We start from the raw sequence: 21,518 nt of genomic DNA on the forward strand, positions 1-21,518 counted from the left end.
TTTTATCCTCCTAATTAAAAACGATATACAAGGCCGTACATAATAAACATATTTATGATAAAAATTGAAAGAGCAATTGGTACTTGCGCTTTAATAACCGCATTTTTATCCTTTAGCTCTAAAAGCATCGCAGGTACGATATTAAAGTTTGCTGCCATTGGCGTAAGCAGTGTTCCGCAATATCCAGCAAACATACCGAGTGCTGCCATAATTGCTGGGTTTCCGCCGTGCATTTGAACTATTAAAGGTAAGCCAATTCCGCCAGTAATAACAGCAAACGCTGCGAATGCATTTCCCATTACGACTGTAAATAGCATCATGCCTAAACAGTACGCCATAACAGCAACGAACGGATACTCTGTCGGTAACACTTGTCCGACTAAATCAGAAACGACTTGTCCAACGCCCGACTTCGCAAAAATACCGCCAAGTGCCGCTAACATTTGTGGTAAAATAACAGCCCAGCCGACAGCTTGTAATAGTCTGCTTCCTTCTTGAACAGGCGTTGTTATTTTCGATTTTGTAATACGCATCGCCGCGACAAATGCGAGTAATGCACCAAGCGCTAATGCAACTAAAGTTACTTTATCTGGATCAACAAGAGAGACATTTCCCCATTTAATTTTCCCTAACGTCAACGTACCGATAATTGTAAAAATAGGAATTAATAGTGCAGGCATAAAAATTTTATTTTTTAATTTCTCAGCATGTTTTACACGTTCTTGTACTGGAACTTCTTTTTCCTCTGATTTTGTCACTTTATTTAGCGAGGCTAAAACGACCATAGCGAGCACGATACAGCCAACGTAAAACGAAGGAATTACATTTCCAAATAAAAATGTAACTGCAAACAATGCCCAAAATAAACTAGAACCGAATCTGTTTGGATGTTCACGATCGAATGCAATACGAACAGCGATAAAAGCAACAATTATCCCTAATACATAATAGATTGTATCCATTGTGATGATGTTCATATTAGATTGCCTCCTTCTCTTCTTTTCCTTCTGCCTTCATTGTTTTCTCTATATATTTATCAAACCTTCTAAATCTAATCCAGCTTACAATAAGTGCAGATATTGCTGTCGGAATGCCCCAAAGTGCCATATCCCATACACCGACATGCATACCTACTGAATCGAAGAATCCTTTCATTAATAAAACAGCACCAGTTGCGATGAAAATATCTTCTCCGAAAAACCAAGCTGTATTTTCCGCAGCAGCTGCGTTTGCTTTAATCTTTTCTCTTAATTTTTCAGGAAGTTTACCGTATTTACCTTGCGCAGCCCCTTCTGCCATCGGTGCAACGAGCGGCCTTACTGTTTGCGCATGCCCACCAATATTAAGCCCTAGTGCTGCTGATGATTCTCTTATCGTAAAATATGACATTAATACTCTTCCAGTTGTTGCTCCTTTTGATTTCGTTATAAGTGCTTGGGCTCTTTCTTTTAAACCGTAACGCTCTAAAATTCCGATTACCGGTAAAGTTAATATAATTGGCATAGACATATATCTATTTTCTATGAAAAATTTACCGAACATGCTGATCACATCATAAAAACTTAATCCTGAAACCATACCAGTAACAATACCTGCAACCATAACTACTAAAAGTGTATTTAATCTAAATAAAAAGCCCACTGCCACTAATAATATCCCGATTAATTTCACCAATTCCAACACTTCCCCTCATTTTTTATTTCGGTGCACATATAGAAATACCATAATACCCGAATGTTCTGTATATTCTTTCTGCAAATTGCACTGCTTTTTCCCCATCACCGTGTAAACAAATCGTTTGCGTCTGAACTGCTACTTTCTCTCCATTGATCGAATTTACATGGCCTTCTTTCACCATTTGAAGTACTTGCTTTATCGCTTCGTCTTCATCTTTTATAAGCGCATTTTCTTCTGTACGGCTCGTTAATGTACCATCTTGCTTATACGTACGATCCGCAAAAGCCTCTTGTACGAGAGTTACATTGTATTTTTCTGCAGCCTGTATAAACGCCTCGCTATTTGCTAATCCGTAAAGTAATAGACTTGGATTTATATGATAAATTGCCTTTGCGATTGCATCTGCAATTTCCGGATTAGACGCCGCCATATTATATAAGGCACCGTGCGGCTTTACGTGCTGCATCTTCCCGCCAGCCACTTTTACAAACCCGTCTAATGCGCCGATTTGATATAAAACATAATCGTATACTTCACTTGCTGAAACATTCATGTTTCTTCTACCAAATCCAATTAAATCAGGAAATCCAGGATGCGCCCCTATTGCTACGTTATGCTCCAAAGCTTTTTCAACAGTTTGACGCATAATAGACGGATCACCCGCATGAAAACCGCAAGCAACGTTTATAGAGGAAACGAACGGAAGAATTTCATCATCATTCCCCATTTTATAAGCTCCAAAACTTTCTCCTAAATCACAGTTTAAATCGATTGTAGTCACAATGTATTCCTCCTAATTCCAGCTTCGTAAAGCGATGAATTTCTTTAATAGATTCATATTTACTTCCTGTTCTATGTACAATTGTTCCGCTTCTTCAAGCGTAATTTTCTCAAAAGAAACATAGTCCCCCGGCTTTAGCTGGGCAAGAAGAGGTAAATCTACTGAAATGATATTTCCCATTCTCGGATAGCCACCTGTCGTTTGCCTATCTGCCATTAATATAATCGGCTGTCCGCCATTAGGAACTTGAATGGTTCCAAATGTAACAGGACTCGATAAAATCTCTTTTTCTTCAATCCTATTTAAAACTTCTCCCTCAACCCTGTAGCCCATACGGTCAGCATAATTAGATACCTTATACTCTTTCGTAAAAAATGCCTTTCTACTTTCTTCTGTAAATTGATCGTATTCAAAGTCAGCTATGACACGAAGCTTAGGATGTTTCTTATACTTTGGTAGTACGCTGTTGCTAATTACCCATTTCGTTTTTATTCGCTCATCTTTTTGTAAGTCTTGAATGAAACGATTCGCCATTTCTGAGTACGTACCAATTTGAAAACAATCTCCTTTTTTCAGCATTCTTCCTTCTATACCACCAATCGCAGCACGTATGTACGTACTTTTGCTTCCCATTGTACGCTCAATATGTATACCACCCGCAAAAGTCACATACGCTCTACAACCACTTTTCACTTTTCCAAAACAAAGCATACTACCTTCTTCCGCTAAAATGGGACGCCATAATGGGATACGTTCTCCATTTAACAACGGTTCCATATCAACCCCACCAATTGCGAGTAAAGTCGTTTTCTTTATTAACAATTTAGGACCTAAAATCGTCATTTCTAATCCTGCTTCATTCTCTTCATTACCGACTAACATATTGATGAGCCTAAGCGCATTTTTATCCATAGCACCCCCAACAGATACACCAAACTGTTGATAATAAGATCGCCCTAAATCTTGGACTGTTGTAAACATTCCTGCATGCAAAACTTCTACATCCATTCTTTAGCCCCCTCAAGTGATACGTACTCTTCCTTCGTTATCGGGATAAATCGTAAATACATACCACTTTGAATATATGTTGGCATTTCTTCTTTCGGATTAAATAGAGCAATAGGTGTTCGGCCGATAATATTCCATCCACCTGGTGTTTCAAGCGGATAAATACCTGTTTGATTTCCGCCAATACCTACTGAACCAGGAGAGATTTGTAATCGTGGTGTTTCTTTTCTAGGTGTTTCTAATTCTTTTGATAGTCCTCCTAAATACGGGAACCCTGGTGTAAAACCAAGCATATATACAAAATATATAGTTTCACTATGTATTCGAATCACATCTTCTACTTGTAAACCGTGATAATGCGCGACCTCTTCTAAATCAGGTCCATATTCTCCCCCGTAGCACACTGGTATAGAAATATGTTTCATATCCTGTTTTACTTCTTCTTTATAAGAATCACACAGCTCCTTTATATACTGGCGAACGTAATCATATGACCTTTCACTTCTCTCATTTCTCTTCCATACTTCGTATACATTGTAGTAAACAGCTAATGAAGTAAACGACGGAACACACTCAATCATTCCTGCAAACGGATGTTGCTGCAGTGCTTTAAATAACCGCTGTACTTTCTCATATATACCCATCTTAATTTCTTCACCAAATGTAACAATAATTGCTTGATCCCCTAACGCAGAAAATTTCATCCTACTCCCTCTTTCTATGCCAAAAAGCCGAGTTCTTTCGAAATGCGATGCGCTGTTTCTTTCACCTTCGCAATAAAATATGAAATGTTACTTTCGCTGTACTCAATTGCTAATCCTGAAATACTAATGCCTGCTACAACCGTTCCATCGCTCGCGAAAATGGGTGCTGCTATCGCGGCTGTATGATTTTCTAACTCAGAATAACTAATTGTGTAGCCTTCCTTTTTTGCCATTTGCAACACTTCTAACAATTGTTCCTTATCCACGATTGTTCCATCTGCAAACTGTTTTAAATCCACTTCCTCTATGTATCTCCGTTTCTCTTCCTCGGAGAAATACGATAGTAAAATTCTTGGACATGCACCAGCATAAAGCGGTGCTCTTCTTCCAACCGCCGTATACACGCGTACCGGCTGAACACCCTCCATCTTTTCAACGTAAATTGCCTCATTATCATCTTGAATTATTAAATTAACTGCCTGTCCTAAACTATCTCTAAGTTCTTTCATATAAGGAATTGCTATATTTCTTACTGATAATCGGTGTGAAACAAGTTGACCGAACCGTAAAAATACGACCCCTAAACGATATTTCCCCTTTTCGTTTTTTTGTAAAAACTCCATCTCTTCCAACGAACCAATTAAACGATAAACAGATGTTTTCGGCATATTTGTAAGCTGAACCATCTCAGTTAAACTTAGCTCTTCATGCTCATAAAACAACTCTAAAATATCCATTGTCTTAACTGCCGTTTTATTTATACTCATTCTATCTCCCTTTCGTTCCGAATTACGGAACTTAAATTCCGTTTTTCGAAACAAACATATAATTTAAAATTATAAAATATTCTTTCAATTCAATCAATAGATTTTAAGCAAATAAAAAAGTATGGAAGAATATCTCTCCCATACTTCACCACACTTTATAACGCTCTTACTTGTTCCAACGGCCAGAAAACAGCTTGTCCTTTTCCGACAATTTCATCTTCTGAAATAAAGCCAAACATGCGACCATCCTTAGAAACTTCACGATTATCCCCTAAAACAAATACTTGGCCTTCTGGCACTTTCGTTTTCCCAGTGATTTGTTCTAACGTAAAGTCTGGAGTTAATACACGACCTACTGCTTTTTCTTTAAACTTTTTTAAATATGGTTCTTCCATCGCTTTTCCGTTTACATATAAAACATCATTTTTATACTCAACTGTATCGCCTGGCAAACCAATTACTCGTTTTACTAAATCGTATCCTTCTTTTCCGTGGAAGACGATAATATCAAAGCGATCTAATCCACTTATACTATAACCAATCTTATTCACGAGAACTCGTTCGTTATTTTTTAAAGTGGGCATCATTGATTCACCTTGCACTAAAGAAGGTGTAAATAAAACACCGCGAATAATAGCAATTAATACAAGGGTAAAACCTATCGTTTTAGCCCAAGAGAATAATTCTTTCTTTGTATTTTCCTTCATCGTTTCTCCTCTTTCTTAAGCACTTATTTTATTATTTCAACTAATTCTTGTACTAAATTAGGATCTATTTCAGAAAAACATGATTTTCCTTCTCTTACCGCTGTACCGACATGCGCCTGCGTGATTCCAGTTTCATCTAGCAATCGCTTTATATTTTCTTTCGTCACGCCAGCTCCAGCTACAAGCTGAATTTGACCATCGCTTACCTTTTGCATTTCTGTAAGCACCGGAATATTCTCTACTATATTTCCTTGTCCACCTGAAGTTAAAACGTGAGTCACTTTATGAAACTTCTTTAAAGTTCTCATCGCTTCTACTGGATTTTCTATATCATCTATCGCACGGTGGTACGTTACATTTATTCCATCTACAACAGATAGTAAGTCCGCTAATTTCTCTTCATTCACTTCATTTCGTTCATTTAATACGCCTAATACTACACCAGCTGCTCCTAACTTCTGTGCAACTATAATATCTTCTTTCATCATTTCAATTTCTTCTTCCGTATATGTAAAAGACTTCGCATGCGGACGAATCATAACATGAATTGGTATACTTACCGCTTCTACCGCTTTTTTTATAAAAGCATAACTCGGTGTTAAACCACCTTCTGTATAAGATGAAATTAATTCAATCCGCTTCCCGCCAGCGCTTTCAATTCGTTTTACATCTTCTAAACATGTTGCAATAACCTCTAGCATGAGATGACCTCTTTTCGTGCTTTTTTCTTATTATAACATTAGTAAAAATAAGAAGCCTAGCTTTCTCCTTTAAAACTTAAAAAAGAAGAATGAAAAGAAAGATTTTTTTATTGGCAACAATTATTGGTAACATCCTATTATTCATGTACACTCCTACCATAATGAAAAAACCCGTCATTTTGACGGACTTTTCTAATTTCAAGCTTTTCTTTCCTCAGTTTTCATATCAATGCCTAATTGATCTTCCAATAACTTTACACCTTTCTTTGTAAGATGGACAGCTCGGTTCTTATCCGTTTTTGTAATCCATTCCTGTTCAAAAAATAGTTTTGCTATTGCAGATCCTAACCAACCGGCAATATGGTAGCGTCGTTCACTCCAATCAAGGCAAGGTTTTGCAAATACCCTCCTTTTTGTATCTGCCTCATCAACATTTATTCCAAAATTCAGAAACCATTGCTTACCTTGTTCCGTTACAATGTATTCTCCATCCTCTAAAATTATAAATTGCCTATCTAGTAATTTTTCAGTTATCTCTACACCGAGTTTGCCTGCAAGATGATCATAACAAGTTCGAGCATAACGAATTTGTTTTAGTTGGCTTGATTGTTTTAAAGAGCGAACTTGAACTGTTGGTGCAATTGTCCCTAACTTTTCAAGCACTTCTGCAACTTCTTGATTAGCAAGTCGATAGTAACGATGTCTACCATGTTGTTCAACTGTAAGTAAATTCCCTTCTACTAATTTAGAAAGATGCGAACTAATTGTTGGATGTGACACTTTTGCCATATAAGCCAATTCACTAGCAGGTAGTGCCTGATTATTCATTAGACAATCTAATATGATTGCTCTTGTAGGTTCAGCAATTAGTTTAGCTATATATGAGATATTCGGATATACATTCATATTTCGATGATACCCTAACTATTAAATTGATACAATTATTTTAAGTTTAATAGTAAAGGAGAATGTATTATGAATGCAATTGATCTTAGTATATTAAATTTGAAAGAAACGAGAAGGCGCTCAGAAAAATTATGGAATTCTCTTCCTAATAATTTTCTTAATTGGAAGCCTGATCCTGAGGCTATGTCTTTTGGTGAGATGATTCGTCATGTATGGAGTTCAACTTTTTACTACCATATGATTATAAAAAACAACGGTTCAATAAACGACATACGTATCCCGTATGATGACGAGCCGATTACTTGTGTAAAAAAAGAAATTGAATTGGCACAATCATACTTTACTGACTTCATAGAATATGTTCAATCGATAAGCATAGCCGAGCTAGATTCAAGACTTATTGATAGAAGCGATGTTGGCTATCAACGATATTTAGGCGATATGCTATTACGAATTGCCTATCATGATGCGGTCCATGCAGGTCAATTTTTACAATATTTACGAACGGTAAACTTAGAAAGACCATTAATTTGGGATTAAATACGAAAAATGTTTATACAGCCTCCAAACTGGCATTACAATAAGAATTTTTCAACAAGAAACAATCACAAAACCATGATAATCATTTATATTAAAAACCTACATCTCAACCAAGTGCTTCATACACATAAAAAGCACGGGTTTGATTACTAATCAAACCCGTGCTTTCAAAACAAATATAATATCCATAAACAATAAAATGTAAGCTTTAAAAACTACGACCGAAACGCCGCATCCGCCAGCATAGACAATGTTGCATCATCCATCGGTGGATTATGCAGTCCTGCTCTGACGTTTAAATAGTAACGATGGAGCGGATTTTTTTCTGATAAACTTTTTGCTCCTACGATGCGCATCGATTTATCCACTATAGATATCGCCGCATTTGTTACAGCATATTTCACGGCTGCTAATTCTGCTTGCAGTGATAGTTTATCTTCTGCCTCATCGTACTTTTTCGCAATTTGATATAAAAAGACGCGAGCTTGCATAAGCTCGAGTTCTAATTCTCCAACTAATCTTCTAACATTCGGCAATAAACTAATAGAATGGTTTAAACTGTTTGGCTTGTATGATTCCGCAAATTGAACTGCATAATTTCTTGCTGATTGTGCAATTCCTAAATAACATGCTGGTATATGTAGCAACCAGCCAACACCCTTTTGTTTTACTTTCCCGCCTTTTATATCTGTAAAAAAGCGACTTTCTATCTCTACATTTTGTAAGACAAGGTCGTGGCTAGCAGTCCCTCGCATTGCAACGCTATCCCACGTTTCTTCAATAGATACACCGAGTGTATTTCTTGGAATAACAAACTCACCAACTTCTTCTTGGCCTTCCATACTTGCTGAAATAATAAAATAATCAAGTACTGGCGCCATCGTTGTAAAAGTTTTTCTTCCATTTATAACCCACTTCTCGCCTTGTTGAACCGCTATTGTTTCTGGTTTGCCGCCACGCGTCGGACTCCCTGTTTTCGGTTCTGTTGCTGCCCTGTTAAAGAGCGCACCATTACGTACTTCTTCGCAAAACCATTTGAACATCTCATCATTCCAAGAGCGATTTTCCGCTAGCTCTTTCACAATGCCAAGATGCCAGCCAATCGATAATGCAGTAGCTCCGCAGCCTTCCGCGATTTTCTCTTGAAATAAAACAAAGTCATATAAAGAAATCGCACTACCACCAAATTCCTTCGGTAACGTTAATTTCGTATATCCGATATCTTTCAAATCATTTATATTTTCATACGGAAATGATCCTAATTCACTTAGCTGATGCTCCCTTTCCATGAACTTCGGAATCAATTTATTTATTTGTGCAATAATGAAAGATTGTTCTTCTGTTTCAACAAATGAGAGTGCCATACTATAATCTCCTTTATGTTCGATTCATCAACCGCTCACTTTTTCATTATGATTATATGAAGCTACCTCTCTATTGTTTCACTATTCCGATAAAAATACAATGTTTTTGACTAATAAGAAAAGTTCCTATTTAAGGATAGGTTCTTTTCTTATGTTAATCTCCCTTCAATGCCTTTAATGGCAAAGAGGTTACATATCCAATATACGAGAATAATTCTTTAAAAAAGAATGGAATTTCTGTGTCTAACGTTTTATATGCTGATGTCGGCGTTGGTGAAGCATACGCTTCAATATTAATATGTTTTGCAATTCTCATTGCGCGTTTCATATGAAGTGGATCACTTACAATCGTGTATGTGCGTATTCCGTTCTCTATTCCAACTTGCTTCGCATTTTTTAAATTTTCTTCAGTGAAAAGGGATTTAGTTTCAATTAAAATATCTTCCTCTTTTACACCTTGTTTCATTGCATATACTCTTGCAGTACGTGCTTCCTCAAGTTCTGCCTCGAACTTTGTACCACCTGTAAAAATAATCTTTTTAATATTTCCGTTCTTATATAAAGAAATCGCATGATTAATTCTTTCTTTAAATACAGGAGATGGTTTTCCGTTCCATGAAGCTGCTCCTAGTACGATACCAGCATCCGTTTTCACGTCATCATTTGCTTTAAAACGATAACTCCAAATATCGTAAGCTGCATAACTTACATATAAAATAGCAGAACAAATCATTAGTAAAAATACTTGAAAGATTCGTCTTTTCTTACTCTTCTTATTTTCTTTCATTTGTAATTGCCTCCGTACATCATCCATACTTCTATAAAAAACATTTATATCAAATCGTTTTGTTTGAGTTTATTTAAAAGAAGGAACTTTACTTGTTATTTATGTATAAAAGGGTTTTCATTTAAAATTGAGGATTATCAATTCATTTTCATTTGCGGTTTTCATTACATTTTTTAAATTCATAAGTTTATTACCATACAACTACATTGTAACGAATTTTTTCTCAGAAGGGAACGATGAAACAAAAGGAATTAAAATAAAGTAGCATTTTGTAAGAAAAAAGGTATATTTTTCATGTCTCACGAACAATATACCTTTCAAAACACGAATTATAACTTTTCTTTATACAACTCTAATTTTTCTAACAATTGTTCTTTTACGCCTGGCCATTCACTCGAGATAATACTGTACACCACCGCATCTCTCACATAACCATTCGGTAATTTTCTTTCATTTCTAAGCACACCTTCTTTTAATGCGCCTAATCTTTCAATTGCTCGTTGTGCTTTTTCATTTCTTGCATCCGTCTTAATTTGTACCCTAAGCATATGCAGTTTTTCAAAAGCATACTGAAGAAGCATATACTTACACTCTGTATTTATACTCGTACGTTGTACACTCGGATGATACCACGTTTGCCCTAACTCAACTGTCTTATCTTCTACTGAAATATTATATAAACGTGTACTTCCTACAATCTTATTCGACTGTTGATCTACGGTTACGAAAGGTATTTGATTACCTCTTCCGTAGCCCTTTATCGCTTTTTGAACGTATTGTTGCATATCTTGCACACTATCCATTTTAGAGATTAAATACGCCCAAATATCCCGATTTCCTTCTACAATCGAAAACAAAGTTTCGACATCAGTATTATCCATTAACCGCAACTTTGCTCTTTCGTGAATAATTTCCATTTTTAAGCCCCCTTTGTTGTTACTATATCATAAGAATCAAAAACGTATTATACTAATATAAAAATATAGAGCGAAGAATTCTTTTCAAATATATTCTTCTCGTATAAGGTAGGAAGACTCATCAGTAAACCTCAAAAAAATAATTTTTTGATAATTTCCAATAAATTCTATATAATGATAAACGGGAGGGGATAAAAAATGCTAGATCAAATTACTTGGGGAACGCCAGGCAGCTTATTATGCTTAGGGTTCTTTTTTGCGGGACTAGGAATCTTCTTAAGAAGCGTTACGTCATATACGAAAAATAAATAAGAATATCCCGCTTTTAAACAAAAGAAGCCCTCTTTTTACAGACGGCTTCTTTTTTATAACTTTATCTTATTAAAACTTTAAAGCAATAAATAAGCAATCGGCGTAATAATAAGTAACGTTAAAATCGTTCTCTGCACATATAAAATAATAAGTTCAGATACTTTTAATGGAATATCTGTTGATAATATACAAGGAATGGAAGCGGAGAAAAACAAAATAGATGATACGGAAACAACTGCAATAACAAACTTTGTCACAATTGGTGCACTTACTACTAATAATGACGGTAAAAACATTTCTGCAATACCAACTGATGCGGCTTTAGCGGCTAAGTCTGCTTCTGGTAATTGTAATAGCCATGTAAACGGATAGAAAATATAACTGATCCAATCAAATATTGGCGTAAACTTCGCTAAGACGATACCAATTAATCCTACTGACATAATAGATGGTAAAATTCCCATCGTCATAATAAATCCATCTTTTAAATTCACTGCAATATTTTTCATAATGCTCGGTGCAGACTTTGATACTTCTAACGCATCTTCCCAAGCACGTTCTAACATTTTCTCTTTATAAACAGGCTCTGGGAACCCTTCTTCTGTTACATATGTATCTGGTTTTCTACTGAGGGGCGGGATTCTTACGGTGATAGCAGTCACGATGAATGTTACAACAAGTGTAGTCCAAAAATAAACATTCCATAAATGCATAATATCTAATGTTTTTGCGATGATGATCATAAATGTAGCGGATACTGTAGAAAATCCTGTAGCGATAATCGCCGCTTCTTTTGTCGTATACTTTCCTTCTTTATACACGCGATTCGTAATAAGGAGAGCAAGCGAATAACTTCCAACGAAGGACGCAACTGCGTCGATTGCCGATCTCCCCGGCGTATTCCATAATGGCCTCATAATTGGCCGACAAAATGTACCGATAAATTCAAGCAATCCATATCCGACTAATAACGCTAAAAACGCCGAGCCAATTGGAACGAGCAAACTTACTGATATGACTAGCTTCTCATACAAAAACGGTCCAACATCTGGCGCAAAGAACCAAGCTGGTCCTACTTTTAAACAATATAATATGCCAAAAACAACGCCAACTACTTTTAAAATAGAAAAACAAATGTCTACGATAGATGCATTCCATTTCTTCGTATAAAATGGATAAATCGCACCAATTGCCATAACAAATAATGCATAATAAGGTACTATGCCTGGAACCGAAGCCCTAATCCACGATACGATATGATCAATCATAATAGACGATGCACCGTTTATCGTAACAGGAACGAAAAACATAAACACCCCAACAAGACTAGCAAGTATAAACCGAAGAATAATTCCCTTCTCTCTCCCTGTCTTAATTACATTACTCTTTAATTCAATTTCACTCAAAATTCGACACCTCCTATTATCTAAATATTCTGTATAATTATGTTATATTCCTTCTTTCCATTTCTACTATTTAATCATATGAAAAAGCCTATTTTAAAATAGGCTTTTCTATTACCTCTCATAATCATCCACAATCACTTGAATGATACGATACGATTCTTCTGCTACTTTTTCATTACTATCCCTATTCGTATCATATGTAATTAACGCCTTCCAAAGTGCCCATCCTCTTGCTCTATTCCACGTTTCTTCATCTATGCGCAATACTTCTTTAAATACGTTTCTGCTATTCTTATCAAAAAAAGTCCATGCCATCGCCGCATCACAAGCAGGATCTCCTACACCTAAAATACCAAAATCAATTACAGCACAAAGCTTTCCGTCCTTAACGAGTAAGTTTCCAGGTGCAACATCCCCATGAACCCAAACTGGTTTACGCTCCCACGTTGACTGAAGTGCTAAATCCCAAAGATGCTTTAATACGATTTCATCAAAAACGTCCTTATTATTTTCGATCGCACCTCTCGCCTCTTTATCATATACCGATATAAGTCCGCCCCTGTAAAAATTATGTGCTCCAGCTAAAGGGCCGTTACTCGCATTAATAGATTGCAATTCTACTAAAAAGGATCCTAAGTCCGCCGCAAATTCATTTAAATCACGAACATTTTGTTTCGTAACTGTTTCTCCCTCTATCCACTTATTAATAGACCAAGGCAATGGATACGCTTCAGACGGATTTCCTTTCGCAATTGGTGTAGAAATTGGTAAAGAAAGTCTCTTACTTAATATAGGAAGCCAACTATTTTCTTTCTCTACTTGCGGTGCATATGCCGCATCACTTGGCAATCTTACACTCATCTCATCCCCTAAGTGAAACGTCCTATTATCATGCCCACTAAACTTTACAGGTTTCACTTCTAAATGGGCCCATTCGGGAAACTGTTCCTGTATTAACTTTTCAACTAAACTTACGTTAATTGGATGCATTCACATTCTCCTTTTCTTTTGAAACTTACTAAGCCCATCCGTACTTCCAACATATTCAAAATTATTTTTCTTATAAAAATCATTCAACGTACGATTATGCCCCACGCAATCTAACTTCAAATACTCTTTGTCATGTTGTACATTCTCTTCTATCCACTGTAAAATCCATTCTCCAATTCCGTTCCCCTTATACTTCCGTTTCACCGCAAATCTATGAATATATAATGAATTAGAAACTTCCTCTTTACCAAAAATATGTTCATCCCATTCATTTTGTTTAGGAGAAACTGTAACCGTACCAACTATTTCATCTTCTTTCAGAACAACATATGTATATTTCTCTCTTATACATTCTAGTATTTCAGCCGTAGCTTCCTCTCCTAAAAGATACTGCCACTGATCCACTTCTTTATATTGTAGCCATTGTGCTACTTCTTTTAATAGAGTAATAATGCTATCGCTTTCCTCTTCAGTAGCAGTTCGAATTGTATATTCTTTAACTGTATTTCTCTCCATATCGCTGTTCCCCTTTCCTATCGCTATCATACTGATAAACGCGTTCTACCGTCATTTTCGTCGGTAACGTATTCAACATAATAACCTTGATTCCTTGCGTTTTCATACATCAATTCAATCTGTTTTTGATCTTTAGCGTAAATTGTGACGTATGTACAATCCGCAACTAGTAAAACTAATTCACACTTACTCTCTTTAAATGCTTCATATGTTTCAATATCTACTACTTCCTCTCCTTTTGAATACGCTTTTAAATCTGCAAAAATAACATAATATATATTGTCTTTAAATAATATTTTCAAATCTGATCCTTCCACTATACTTGGTCCTTCTGGAAATAATGCCTCATCCAATCCACCACGTGCTATTAAGTATGACTCCTCACTCCCTACCCACCAATCATATGAAGAAATATCAATTGGCTTTAACACTTTCCAAAGTAAATTATCATATTCATTTGGAATATCTACTGTAATTCCTCTTTTCATTTATTTGCTCCTAGCTTATTTATTTTCGTTTTCATTTCATACATTATATACCAAATTAAATTACCATATTTTGTCGATATCTATGTAACTTGTATTTCACCGCGAAAAAAAACCGTCCCACTACTTATGAAACGGTTTCTTTATGCTTATTAAGTTTTTCATGCAATTGTTGCACTGCCTTTTAAAATAATTTCTAATATATGCACCACATTAGCCGTTCATTCTTAATGCTCACTTCGACTTCACGAAGTAATATAAAAACCATACCGCATGATTTTGTTCATCCGCAGCTATTCTCCGTAACAAATCTTTCAGATGTGCATCCGATGTCTCATCTGAAATTTCCAAATAAAAATCTACTGTCTTTTGCTCATCTTGTATAGCGAACTCTAATCCTTGTAAGTAGGTATTCGGACAGTCTTCGGTAATCTGTGGTTTCGGCTGCCTGCCAGTTAAATTCGTATAAATTTGTACAAAGTGATGAAAATGTTTTATTTCATCATTACGAATTTCAAGAATTTGTTTTTTCTCTGCTTGACTTGGAGCCATATTCGCTAATTTTGCATAGCAGCTTATGGCGCTATACTCTCCATTTATAGCTTTTTCAATATCACTTATCAACTTATCATTTTGCCTATACCAATCATAATAATTTGAATTATACATCGTATCCCCCCATACTTTCGCTTAACATTTTATGCATTTAGAAATAGTAGGAGCCTGTGTATTTAACGGGACGGCTTTAGATTGAAAGAAAAGTTTGAGAAAAGGGTCTATTTTGGAAAGGAATTGCTTATGCATAAAATAATACTATTGTATACTGTTGCTATAAACTCTCGCGGGAGTTAGGAAAATAAATTCGCGAATCAACGATTGGTTCAACATGATGCGGTGCGAAGCTATTATGAGTTAAGTGACATAATTAGGAGGTTCCACTATGCCATCTTTATTTAAAACTATGGAGTTCCAGCTAAAAACCGAACGACTTGACCTGAGTATGTGGGAGGAATCCGATTCAGTTTGGATGAGGAAATTAATTGGCGAACGTGGTGTGGACATGCCGACCCTCGACTCCGTTCGTAACCGGCTTATTGAGATGCGTAAGAAAGCAGATGAAAATGGCATTTCCCTTCTCACTATTCGAAGAAGAGACGAAGGCGATTTCATCGGATACTGCGGCTTGATTATCGGTCGTTCCACACTTGAAGAGCCGGAGATTGCATACGAGTTGTTCCGCAGCGCTCATGGTAAAGGTTATGCGACTGAGGCGGCATCTGTTGTACTGGACGCGGCGATTGCTACTGGACGCCAAAGACTTTGGTCGACTGTAGGCGCTTGGAATATCGCTTCCCTCCGGGTACTAGAAAAGATAGGATTTAAGCGTCATCACAGTACGTGGGATGACGAACGTGGTGAGATTGTCTGGAATGTACGTGACCTTTAGAGATCCCGACTTAATTCTAAACATAACACTTTTCAACAATTAGGTGTTTACATTGAGGAAAAGCCAGAAAAATTAACAAACTTTATTATCAGCAAATATTCATTCTTCAGCTTATAGATTTCATCAAAAAAAGCCGTTTCACTAATTTGAAGTGCACCCCAATTGTTAGACACAGTCTAACAATTGGAGGTGCATTTTTTATGGCTAAATTTTCTTCAAAAGAAAAAATCCAAGCGGTGAAACGATATTTAGATGGTACAGAAAGTGGAAAAATAATTGCTAAATCTATAGGAGTTAACCCTAGCGTACTTCGTGAGTGGATTAGACGATATGAGTCTTCAGGTGAAAAGGCCTTTGAAAAGTGCTATACATTCTACCCAGCCCAGTATAAACTAGATGTACTTTATTATATGAATGAACACGGGACATCTATCAGAGAAACAGCGGCACTTTTCAATATACCGTCTTATGAAACACTTCGGAAATGGAAAATAGCTTATGAAACAGGAGGATTGGATGCCCTACAATCAAAGAAAAAGGGGCGTCCAACCATGAAAGATAAAAAAATAAAACCAGTAGATGAAGGATCAATCGAAGCCTTACAAGCGGAAAATGAGCGTTTACGTATGGAAAATGCATATTTAAAAAAGTTGAATGCCTTAGTTCAAAACAAAGAAAAATCACCAAACAAGACAAAGCGCAAGTAATCTACGAGTTAAGGCATGAATTTCCTATCAAGGAGTTACTTCAACTCGCAAACATTCCACGTAGTACGTACTATTACTGGATGAAACATTTTAATCGTCCTGATCCAAATACGGAGGTAAAAGAACTGATTCAAGCTATTTATAATGAACACGATGGGTGTTATGGTTATCGTCGTATTCGTGATGAACTTATGAATCGTGGACACAAAGTAAATCATAAAAAAGTATATCGCCTTATGAAAGAATTAGGGTTAAAATGTCTGGTTCGTATGAAAAAATATCGCTCTTACAAAGGGACAGTTGGGAAAATTGCGCCAAATATTTTAAATCGCAACTTCCAAGCTGAAAAACCAAATGAAAAGTGGGTTACAGATATTACGGAGTTTAAGTTATTTGGGGAGAAGTTATACCTATCACCAATGTTGGATTTATTTAATGGTGAAATTATCACGTATACAATTAGTTCCAGACCGACCTATTCCCTTGTTTCAACGATGTTGGACCAAGCCCTTTATTGTGTAACCGATCCGGATAAACTCCTCATTCACTCTGATCAAGGTTGGCACTATCAAATGAAACAATACCGCCATTCTCTTAAGAATTGTGGCATAACTCAAAGTATGTCTCGCAAAGGAAACTGTTATGACAATGCCGTTATTGAAAATTTCTTCGGTATTATGAAATCGGAATTTTTGTATCGAAAAGAATTTGAAAGTATAACACATTTCAAACAAGAATTAGCAAAGTATATAGAATACTATAATCATAAAAGAATTAAGGCAAAATTAAAGGGTATGAGCCCAGTACAATACCGGGCTCATACCCTAGAGGCTGCCTAATGAAACGACCTGTCTAACTTTCGGGGGTCACTTCAATTAGTGAAACGGCTTTTTTTTAAGCGTTCAATTCTGTTTTATGCCCTTTTACTACACTACGTTTGAATGCAGTTGCTAATATAGTAACCATACTTACTATACCAATCCAAACGAGTACAGTAACAGGAGTATTCCAACTTAACCCTTTTCCGAAGAAGAAGATTTCTCTTAGGCCTTCAATCATAAATTTCATTGGTAACCATGAGTAAACCCAGTCTTGATAAAACGGAGACAACATCTCAGGTGCTAATGATAGTAACGGCGCCCCGAAGAATAGTAATAAAGCGAATAAACCGATTCCTTTTAGCCCAACCAATGAAAGTACCGCAGATATCATTAAGAAGAAACTAAAAGAAGTAATGGATAAGAATAGAGCTGTATCCGTGAAGTTCGAAATATTTAACCCTACCATCCCATCCGCAATCCATGTAAGACCAAATCCAATTACAAGTGTCGCAATAGCTCCTGTTACGATTTGGTTTACTTTTAACAGAAAGTTTTCTTTTCTTGAGCTTACTGGCATTTTACTAATCGCAATAAAAATAATCGCTGCACTAGCTAAACTTGCAATCCATAACGGCTGGAACAATGATATTGGTGAGTTACCGTTCGCACTATTTTTGCCGACCTCATTCATATTTTTCACGTTCTTTACAATAGGTGTTACTAATTTCGCAGCTTGATCTGTTGTTACAGTATCTCCTTTTGCTTTTAACCCTTCTAATATTTGCGTACGAACATTATTGTTCATATTATCAATAATCGCAGTTCATGGACCTTTTTATGCGGCTGGCTTAAAGAAATAAGTCAGCTATATAATAAAAGAACATCCACTATAATAGCGGATGTTCTTTTATTTCATTACAACACTTCAATATACCCTTCTGTTCCATGTACCCGAATTCGTTGTCCGTCTTTTATTAATTTCGTAGCATTCTCTACTCCAACAACTGCCGGTAATCCATATTCACGTGCAATTACTGCTCCGTGGGTCATAAGTCCGCCAACTTCAGTGACTAACCCTTTTATAGACACAAACAATGGTGTCCAGCCCGGATCAGTAAAAGCTGTAACTAATATATCACCCTCTTCTAAATTCGCTTCTTCCATGTTTAAAATAACGCGAGCTCTCCCCTCAACTACTCCAGACGAAACAGGCAGACCTACAATCGCGTCAGCTGGGAGGTTTTCTCGTTTATATTTACCTGTAATGATTTCTCCATCGGACGTCATTATACGAGGAGGCGTTAGTTTTTCGTATAATTTATAATCATTTTTTTGTTTATGAATAAGCTCATAATTTAGTTTATTCGTGCGAACAACTTCGTGAAGCTCTTCAAAAGTTAAATAGTATATATCATCAACTTCATGAATGACACCGCTCTGCACAAGTTGCTCAGCTTCTTTCAGTAACGCTTGCTTATATATGAAATAACGATTAATCATACCGTATTTTGGATATTCACGATAGCCGATAAAATTACGGATATTACGAATCATTCGCTTCGTTTCTTCTACTTTTTGTTTTCCACCCGATAAGTGCTGTAATCGATCTACTAACTCTTCTTCTTTTTTCAAAGCTTCTTGCAGTCCTTCTTCAAATTTCCGCTTACTCGCACCATATTCAAAATCTCTTATATTATTTAAAATCATCGGGATAATTGTAGTTGGCTTTTCACTCCAGCGCGTTTTCGTAATATCTATTTCTCCGCTACATCTCATTCCGTATTTATTTAGAAAAGTTAGAATAGCATCTCGAGCTTCTTCTCCACCTTTAAACTGAACTAGTTCATTTAAAAAGCTATCATCTTCTACATGTTGTAAATACGTAATAACTTCTTTGTACGGCCGAATCACATCAGCGACATCCATTAATGCTAAACCCATTTCAGATGTAATATTATTTTGTACGGATTGAGAAAGCGTGTCTGCTGCATTTTTTTCACCTAACCATTGCTCCATCTTTTCATTTATCCATGTTGAAGCATTCATACCAGCCATAATGACAGCGATACTTTGCGGGTTAAACAATACTTTCTTTAATTGCTGAATATCTTCCAAAATAAAATCAAGTACGTCCACTCCTGATTTCAGTTGCATATTTTGTTTTAACTCTTCAAGTGATGCTTCACTATTCTTTATTAATTCCGTAACGATTGCTGGATCATTTTCGATTTCTGGTTGCGCGCTTGCAGGTGGCACACCTTTACCAACACTCTTTTCTTTTTCATCATCTGGTAATAATTTAATAAAATTATCTCGCTCAACTATAGTCGTTAATGCATCTCTTACGAGTGGATCCGATTTTCCTAAAGTGTTTATTAAGTAATCTCTGCTAGCAGGTAAAGCTAATTGTTGCGTAGCATCGACAAATAACCTGCCTCCCGCTTTACGCATAGGGGCACTAGTCGTTAACAAGAAAAAAGATAAACCTAATGGTTTCATCGCATCGGTCATCATTTGTTGGTGACCAACTGATATATACACGTGATTTTCCCCATCATTTACTTCTGGAATTGGATATAAAGTCGTAATCGGTCTGCTTTGGACTATATAAATTGTATCATCAACTAAGCACCATTCAATATCTTGCGGACAACCAAAATAAGCTTCGATTTGTCTTCCGATGCGTGCTAGTTGTAAAATCTGTTGTTCAGTAAGTGTTTGAACTTTTTGCTTATTAGGAGCAATTTTCTTTCTCTCTGTTCCGCCTTCTTTTCGTCCATAGATGGCTAATTTTTTCGTTGCGATGACCTTTTCGACGATTTCGTCTTCTTTTACCTTATAATTATCTGCAGAAACCAATCCAGATACTAGCGCTTCGCCAAGTCCAAAGCTGGCATCGATTGACAACACCTTCCTATTCGAAGTAATCGGATCCGCAGTAAATAAAATCCCTGAAGCCACAGGGAAAACCATTTTTTGAATGACAACACATATAGAAACTTGATTATGATCAAAACCGTTTTGCATTCGGTATATAACCGCTCGATCTGTAAATAAAGAAGCCCAGCACTTTCTTACATGCTGTAAAATCGCTTCTTCTCCGATAATATTTAAATACGTATCTTGCTGACCTGCAAATGAAGCATACGGTAAATCTTCAGCCGTAGCACTCGAACGCACGGCATACGCATGTTCATTTCCAAAACGCGAGAGATAATGAGCTACTGCTTCCACTACATCAGTAGGGATTTCTACTGCCATAATGACTTCTCTAATCTTCTTACTCATTTCACCAATTTGAGCACGCTCTTCCATTTTCAACTTTGTTAGCTGCTGCAACAAAGTTTGAAACTCTTCATTTTGCTCGATAGCCTTTTCATATCCTACCGTTGTAACACAAAAACCTTCGGGTACTTGTATACCTTGAATGTTTGTTAACTCCCCTAAATTCAAACCTTTTCCACCGACGAGCAAAAGCTGCGTGTTTTCTATTTCCTGAAAATCGAGAACGAAAGAACTCATGTAACATCTCTCCTTACTTTACGTGTGTTCTTGATTGTATCAGTAGTAAATACGAATAAACAGTCTATTTCGAACTTGATTTACATGATATAATTAACTTAGGAAGAGATAATTATTTTTATTTCTCCACCTCTCATTCACTTCAATTCCATCTCCAAAACTAAACATTTTTTCATTACGAAAAGCATCTGTACAATTCATCGTCTTATTTAATGGCGTTTTATTAGTTACTGTTATGTATTTTTTATATAAATACACATTAAAATATAAAGATTAATTTTTATTAACCCATCACCCTTCTCAAAAAAACTGTAGAAACTATTATATAAATTCATATGTCTCCACCTTAATTCTAGGACTTAATTTTTTGTACTCCCCCCACTATTCTTTTTTTCAAATGCCTCAAAATGGATTTGAGAAATTAGGGAACTATAATGTCGTATTGAAACATAT

At 36.2% G+C, this 21,518-nt stretch carries 21 protein-coding genes and 1 pseudogene; 3 read left to right on the forward strand and 19 right to left on the reverse strand.

Going from position 1 to position 21,518, the window contains the following annotated elements; translation table 11 throughout:
- Positions 1–14 precede the first annotated feature (14 nt).
- The 9 genes from NST27_RS14845 to NST27_RS14885 form a co-directional block, all read right to left on the reverse strand.
- Positions 15–977: a DUF979 domain-containing protein gene (locus NST27_RS14845; RefSeq protein WP_001021658.1), complete on the reverse strand. Its 963-nt coding sequence runs from the start codon at positions 975–977 to the stop codon at positions 15–17.
- Position 978: 1 nt separating this feature from the next.
- On the reverse strand, positions 979–1,674 hold the full coding sequence (locus NST27_RS14850; protein ID WP_047386422.1) for a DUF969 domain-containing protein: 696 nt from the start codon (positions 1,672–1,674) through the stop codon (positions 979–981).
- A gap of 22 nt (positions 1,675–1,696) precedes the next feature.
- Complete coding sequence (gene pxpA / locus NST27_RS14855) at positions 1,697–2,458, reverse strand: 5-oxoprolinase subunit PxpA (protein ID WP_000207314.1); 762 nt, start codon at positions 2,456–2,458, stop codon at positions 1,697–1,699.
- Positions 2,459–2,470: 12 nt separating this feature from the next.
- Complete coding sequence (locus NST27_RS14860) at positions 2,471–3,466, reverse strand: 5-oxoprolinase subunit C family protein (RefSeq protein WP_000382258.1); 996 nt, start codon at positions 3,464–3,466, stop codon at positions 2,471–2,473.
- The gene (gene pxpB, locus NST27_RS14865; RefSeq protein ID WP_000672274.1) at positions 3,457–4,170 is read right to left on the reverse strand and encodes a 5-oxoprolinase subunit PxpB; all 714 of its coding nucleotides are present in this window, start codon (positions 4,168–4,170) and stop codon (positions 3,457–3,459) included. The genes NST27_RS14860 and pxpB overlap by 10 nt, the downstream gene beginning before the upstream one ends.
- A gap of 14 nt (positions 4,171–4,184) precedes the next feature.
- Positions 4,185–4,937 carry an IclR family transcriptional regulator gene (locus NST27_RS14870; protein ID WP_000026357.1) on the reverse strand — a complete coding sequence of 251 codons (753 nt, stop codon included), beginning with the start codon at positions 4,935–4,937 and terminating at the stop codon, positions 4,185–4,187.
- 155 nt (positions 4,938–5,092) lie between these two features.
- Complete coding sequence (gene lepB, locus NST27_RS14875; protein WP_000662498.1) at positions 5,093–5,644, reverse strand: signal peptidase I; 552 nt, start codon at positions 5,642–5,644, stop codon at positions 5,093–5,095.
- A 23-nt stretch (positions 5,645–5,667) separates the two neighbouring features.
- On the reverse strand, positions 5,668–6,345 hold the full coding sequence (locus tag NST27_RS14880; RefSeq protein ID WP_000895112.1) for a copper homeostasis protein CutC: 678 nt from the start codon (positions 6,343–6,345) through the stop codon (positions 5,668–5,670).
- A gap of 198 nt (positions 6,346–6,543) precedes the next feature.
- Positions 6,544–7,251, reverse strand: coding sequence for an ArsR/SmtB family transcription factor (locus NST27_RS14885; RefSeq protein WP_001103809.1), 708 nt, complete (start codon positions 7,249–7,251; stop codon positions 6,544–6,546).
- 69 nt (positions 7,252–7,320) lie between these two features.
- Between NST27_RS14885 and NST27_RS14890 the strand changes: the two genes are divergently transcribed.
- Positions 7,321–7,791, forward strand: a complete 471-nt coding sequence (locus NST27_RS14890) for a DinB family protein (protein ID WP_000991284.1) — start codon at positions 7,321–7,323, stop codon at positions 7,789–7,791.
- A 215-nt stretch (positions 7,792–8,006) separates the two neighbouring features.
- On the opposite strand, the gene NST27_RS14895 is transcribed toward NST27_RS14890, so the two are convergent.
- The 8 genes from NST27_RS14895 to NST27_RS14930 form a co-directional block, all read right to left on the reverse strand.
- Positions 8,007–9,155: an acyl-CoA dehydrogenase family protein gene (locus NST27_RS14895; RefSeq protein ID WP_001218341.1), complete on the reverse strand. Its 1,149-nt coding sequence runs from the start codon at positions 9,153–9,155 to the stop codon at positions 8,007–8,009.
- A 154-nt stretch (positions 9,156–9,309) separates the two neighbouring features.
- Complete coding sequence (locus NST27_RS14900; protein WP_000662216.1) at positions 9,310–9,942, reverse strand: YdcF family protein; 633 nt, start codon at positions 9,940–9,942, stop codon at positions 9,310–9,312.
- 329 nt (positions 9,943–10,271) lie between these two features.
- The gene (locus tag NST27_RS14905; RefSeq protein WP_000402583.1) at positions 10,272–10,859 is read right to left on the reverse strand and encodes a GNAT family N-acetyltransferase; all 588 of its coding nucleotides are present in this window, start codon (positions 10,857–10,859) and stop codon (positions 10,272–10,274) included.
- 389 nt (positions 10,860–11,248) lie between these two features.
- Positions 11,249–12,577 (reverse strand): YjiH family protein, encoded by a 1,329-nt coding sequence (locus tag NST27_RS14910; protein ID WP_001289414.1) that lies wholly within the window; start codon positions 12,575–12,577, stop codon positions 11,249–11,251.
- A 111-nt stretch (positions 12,578–12,688) separates the two neighbouring features.
- Positions 12,689–13,567, reverse strand: coding sequence for an aminoglycoside phosphotransferase family protein (locus NST27_RS14915; RefSeq protein WP_000553364.1), 879 nt, complete (start codon positions 13,565–13,567; stop codon positions 12,689–12,691).
- Entirely contained in the window at positions 13,568–14,083 is a 516-nt protein-coding gene (locus NST27_RS14920; protein ID WP_000440851.1) for a GNAT family N-acetyltransferase, read from the reverse strand. It lies immediately after the preceding gene.
- Between the two features lie 26 nt (positions 14,084–14,109).
- Positions 14,110–14,571, reverse strand: coding sequence for a DUF2691 family protein (locus NST27_RS14925; protein WP_000820207.1), 462 nt, complete (start codon positions 14,569–14,571; stop codon positions 14,110–14,112).
- Positions 14,572–14,802: 231 nt separating this feature from the next.
- Complete coding sequence (locus tag NST27_RS14930; protein ID WP_000282836.1) at positions 14,803–15,237, reverse strand: ferritin-like domain-containing protein; 435 nt, start codon at positions 15,235–15,237, stop codon at positions 14,803–14,805.
- Positions 15,238–15,508: 271 nt separating this feature from the next.
- Here NST27_RS14930 and NST27_RS14935 point away from each other — a divergent pair, with 271 nt between their 5' ends.
- Together NST27_RS14935 and NST27_RS14940 are read left to right on the forward strand one after the other, a co-directional pair.
- Positions 15,509–16,015 carry a GNAT family N-acetyltransferase gene (locus NST27_RS14935; RefSeq protein ID WP_001139531.1) on the forward strand — a complete coding sequence of 169 codons (507 nt, stop codon included), beginning with the start codon at positions 15,509–15,511 and terminating at the stop codon, positions 16,013–16,015.
- A gap of 200 nt (positions 16,016–16,215) precedes the next feature.
- Positions 16,216–17,561, forward strand: a protein-coding gene (locus tag NST27_RS14940) for an IS3-like element ISBth10 family transposase (protein WP_085962496.1) whose coding sequence is annotated in 2 segments (ribosomal slippage) — positions 16,216–16,657 and positions 16,657–17,561 — 1,347 coding nt in all. Because the reading frame shifts where the segments join, the coding sequence is not laid out codon by codon here.
- Between the two features lie 55 nt (positions 17,562–17,616).
- Here NST27_RS14940 and NST27_RS14945 read toward each other — a convergent pair.
- Positions 17,617–18,363, reverse strand: a pseudogene (locus NST27_RS14945) (DUF3533 domain-containing protein); the annotation flags it as partial.
- A gap of 95 nt (positions 18,364–18,458) precedes the next feature.
- Positions 18,459–21,065, reverse strand: a complete 2,607-nt coding sequence (gene ppsA, locus NST27_RS14950; protein ID WP_000094212.1) for a phosphoenolpyruvate synthase — start codon at positions 21,063–21,065, stop codon at positions 18,459–18,461.
- Positions 21,066–21,518: the final 453 nt, after the last annotated feature.

Source organism: Bacillus sp. FSL W8-0770 (assembly GCF_038008705.1).
GTDB classification, from domain to species: domain Bacteria; phylum Bacillota; class Bacilli; order Bacillales; family Bacillaceae_G; genus Bacillus_A; species Bacillus_A cereus.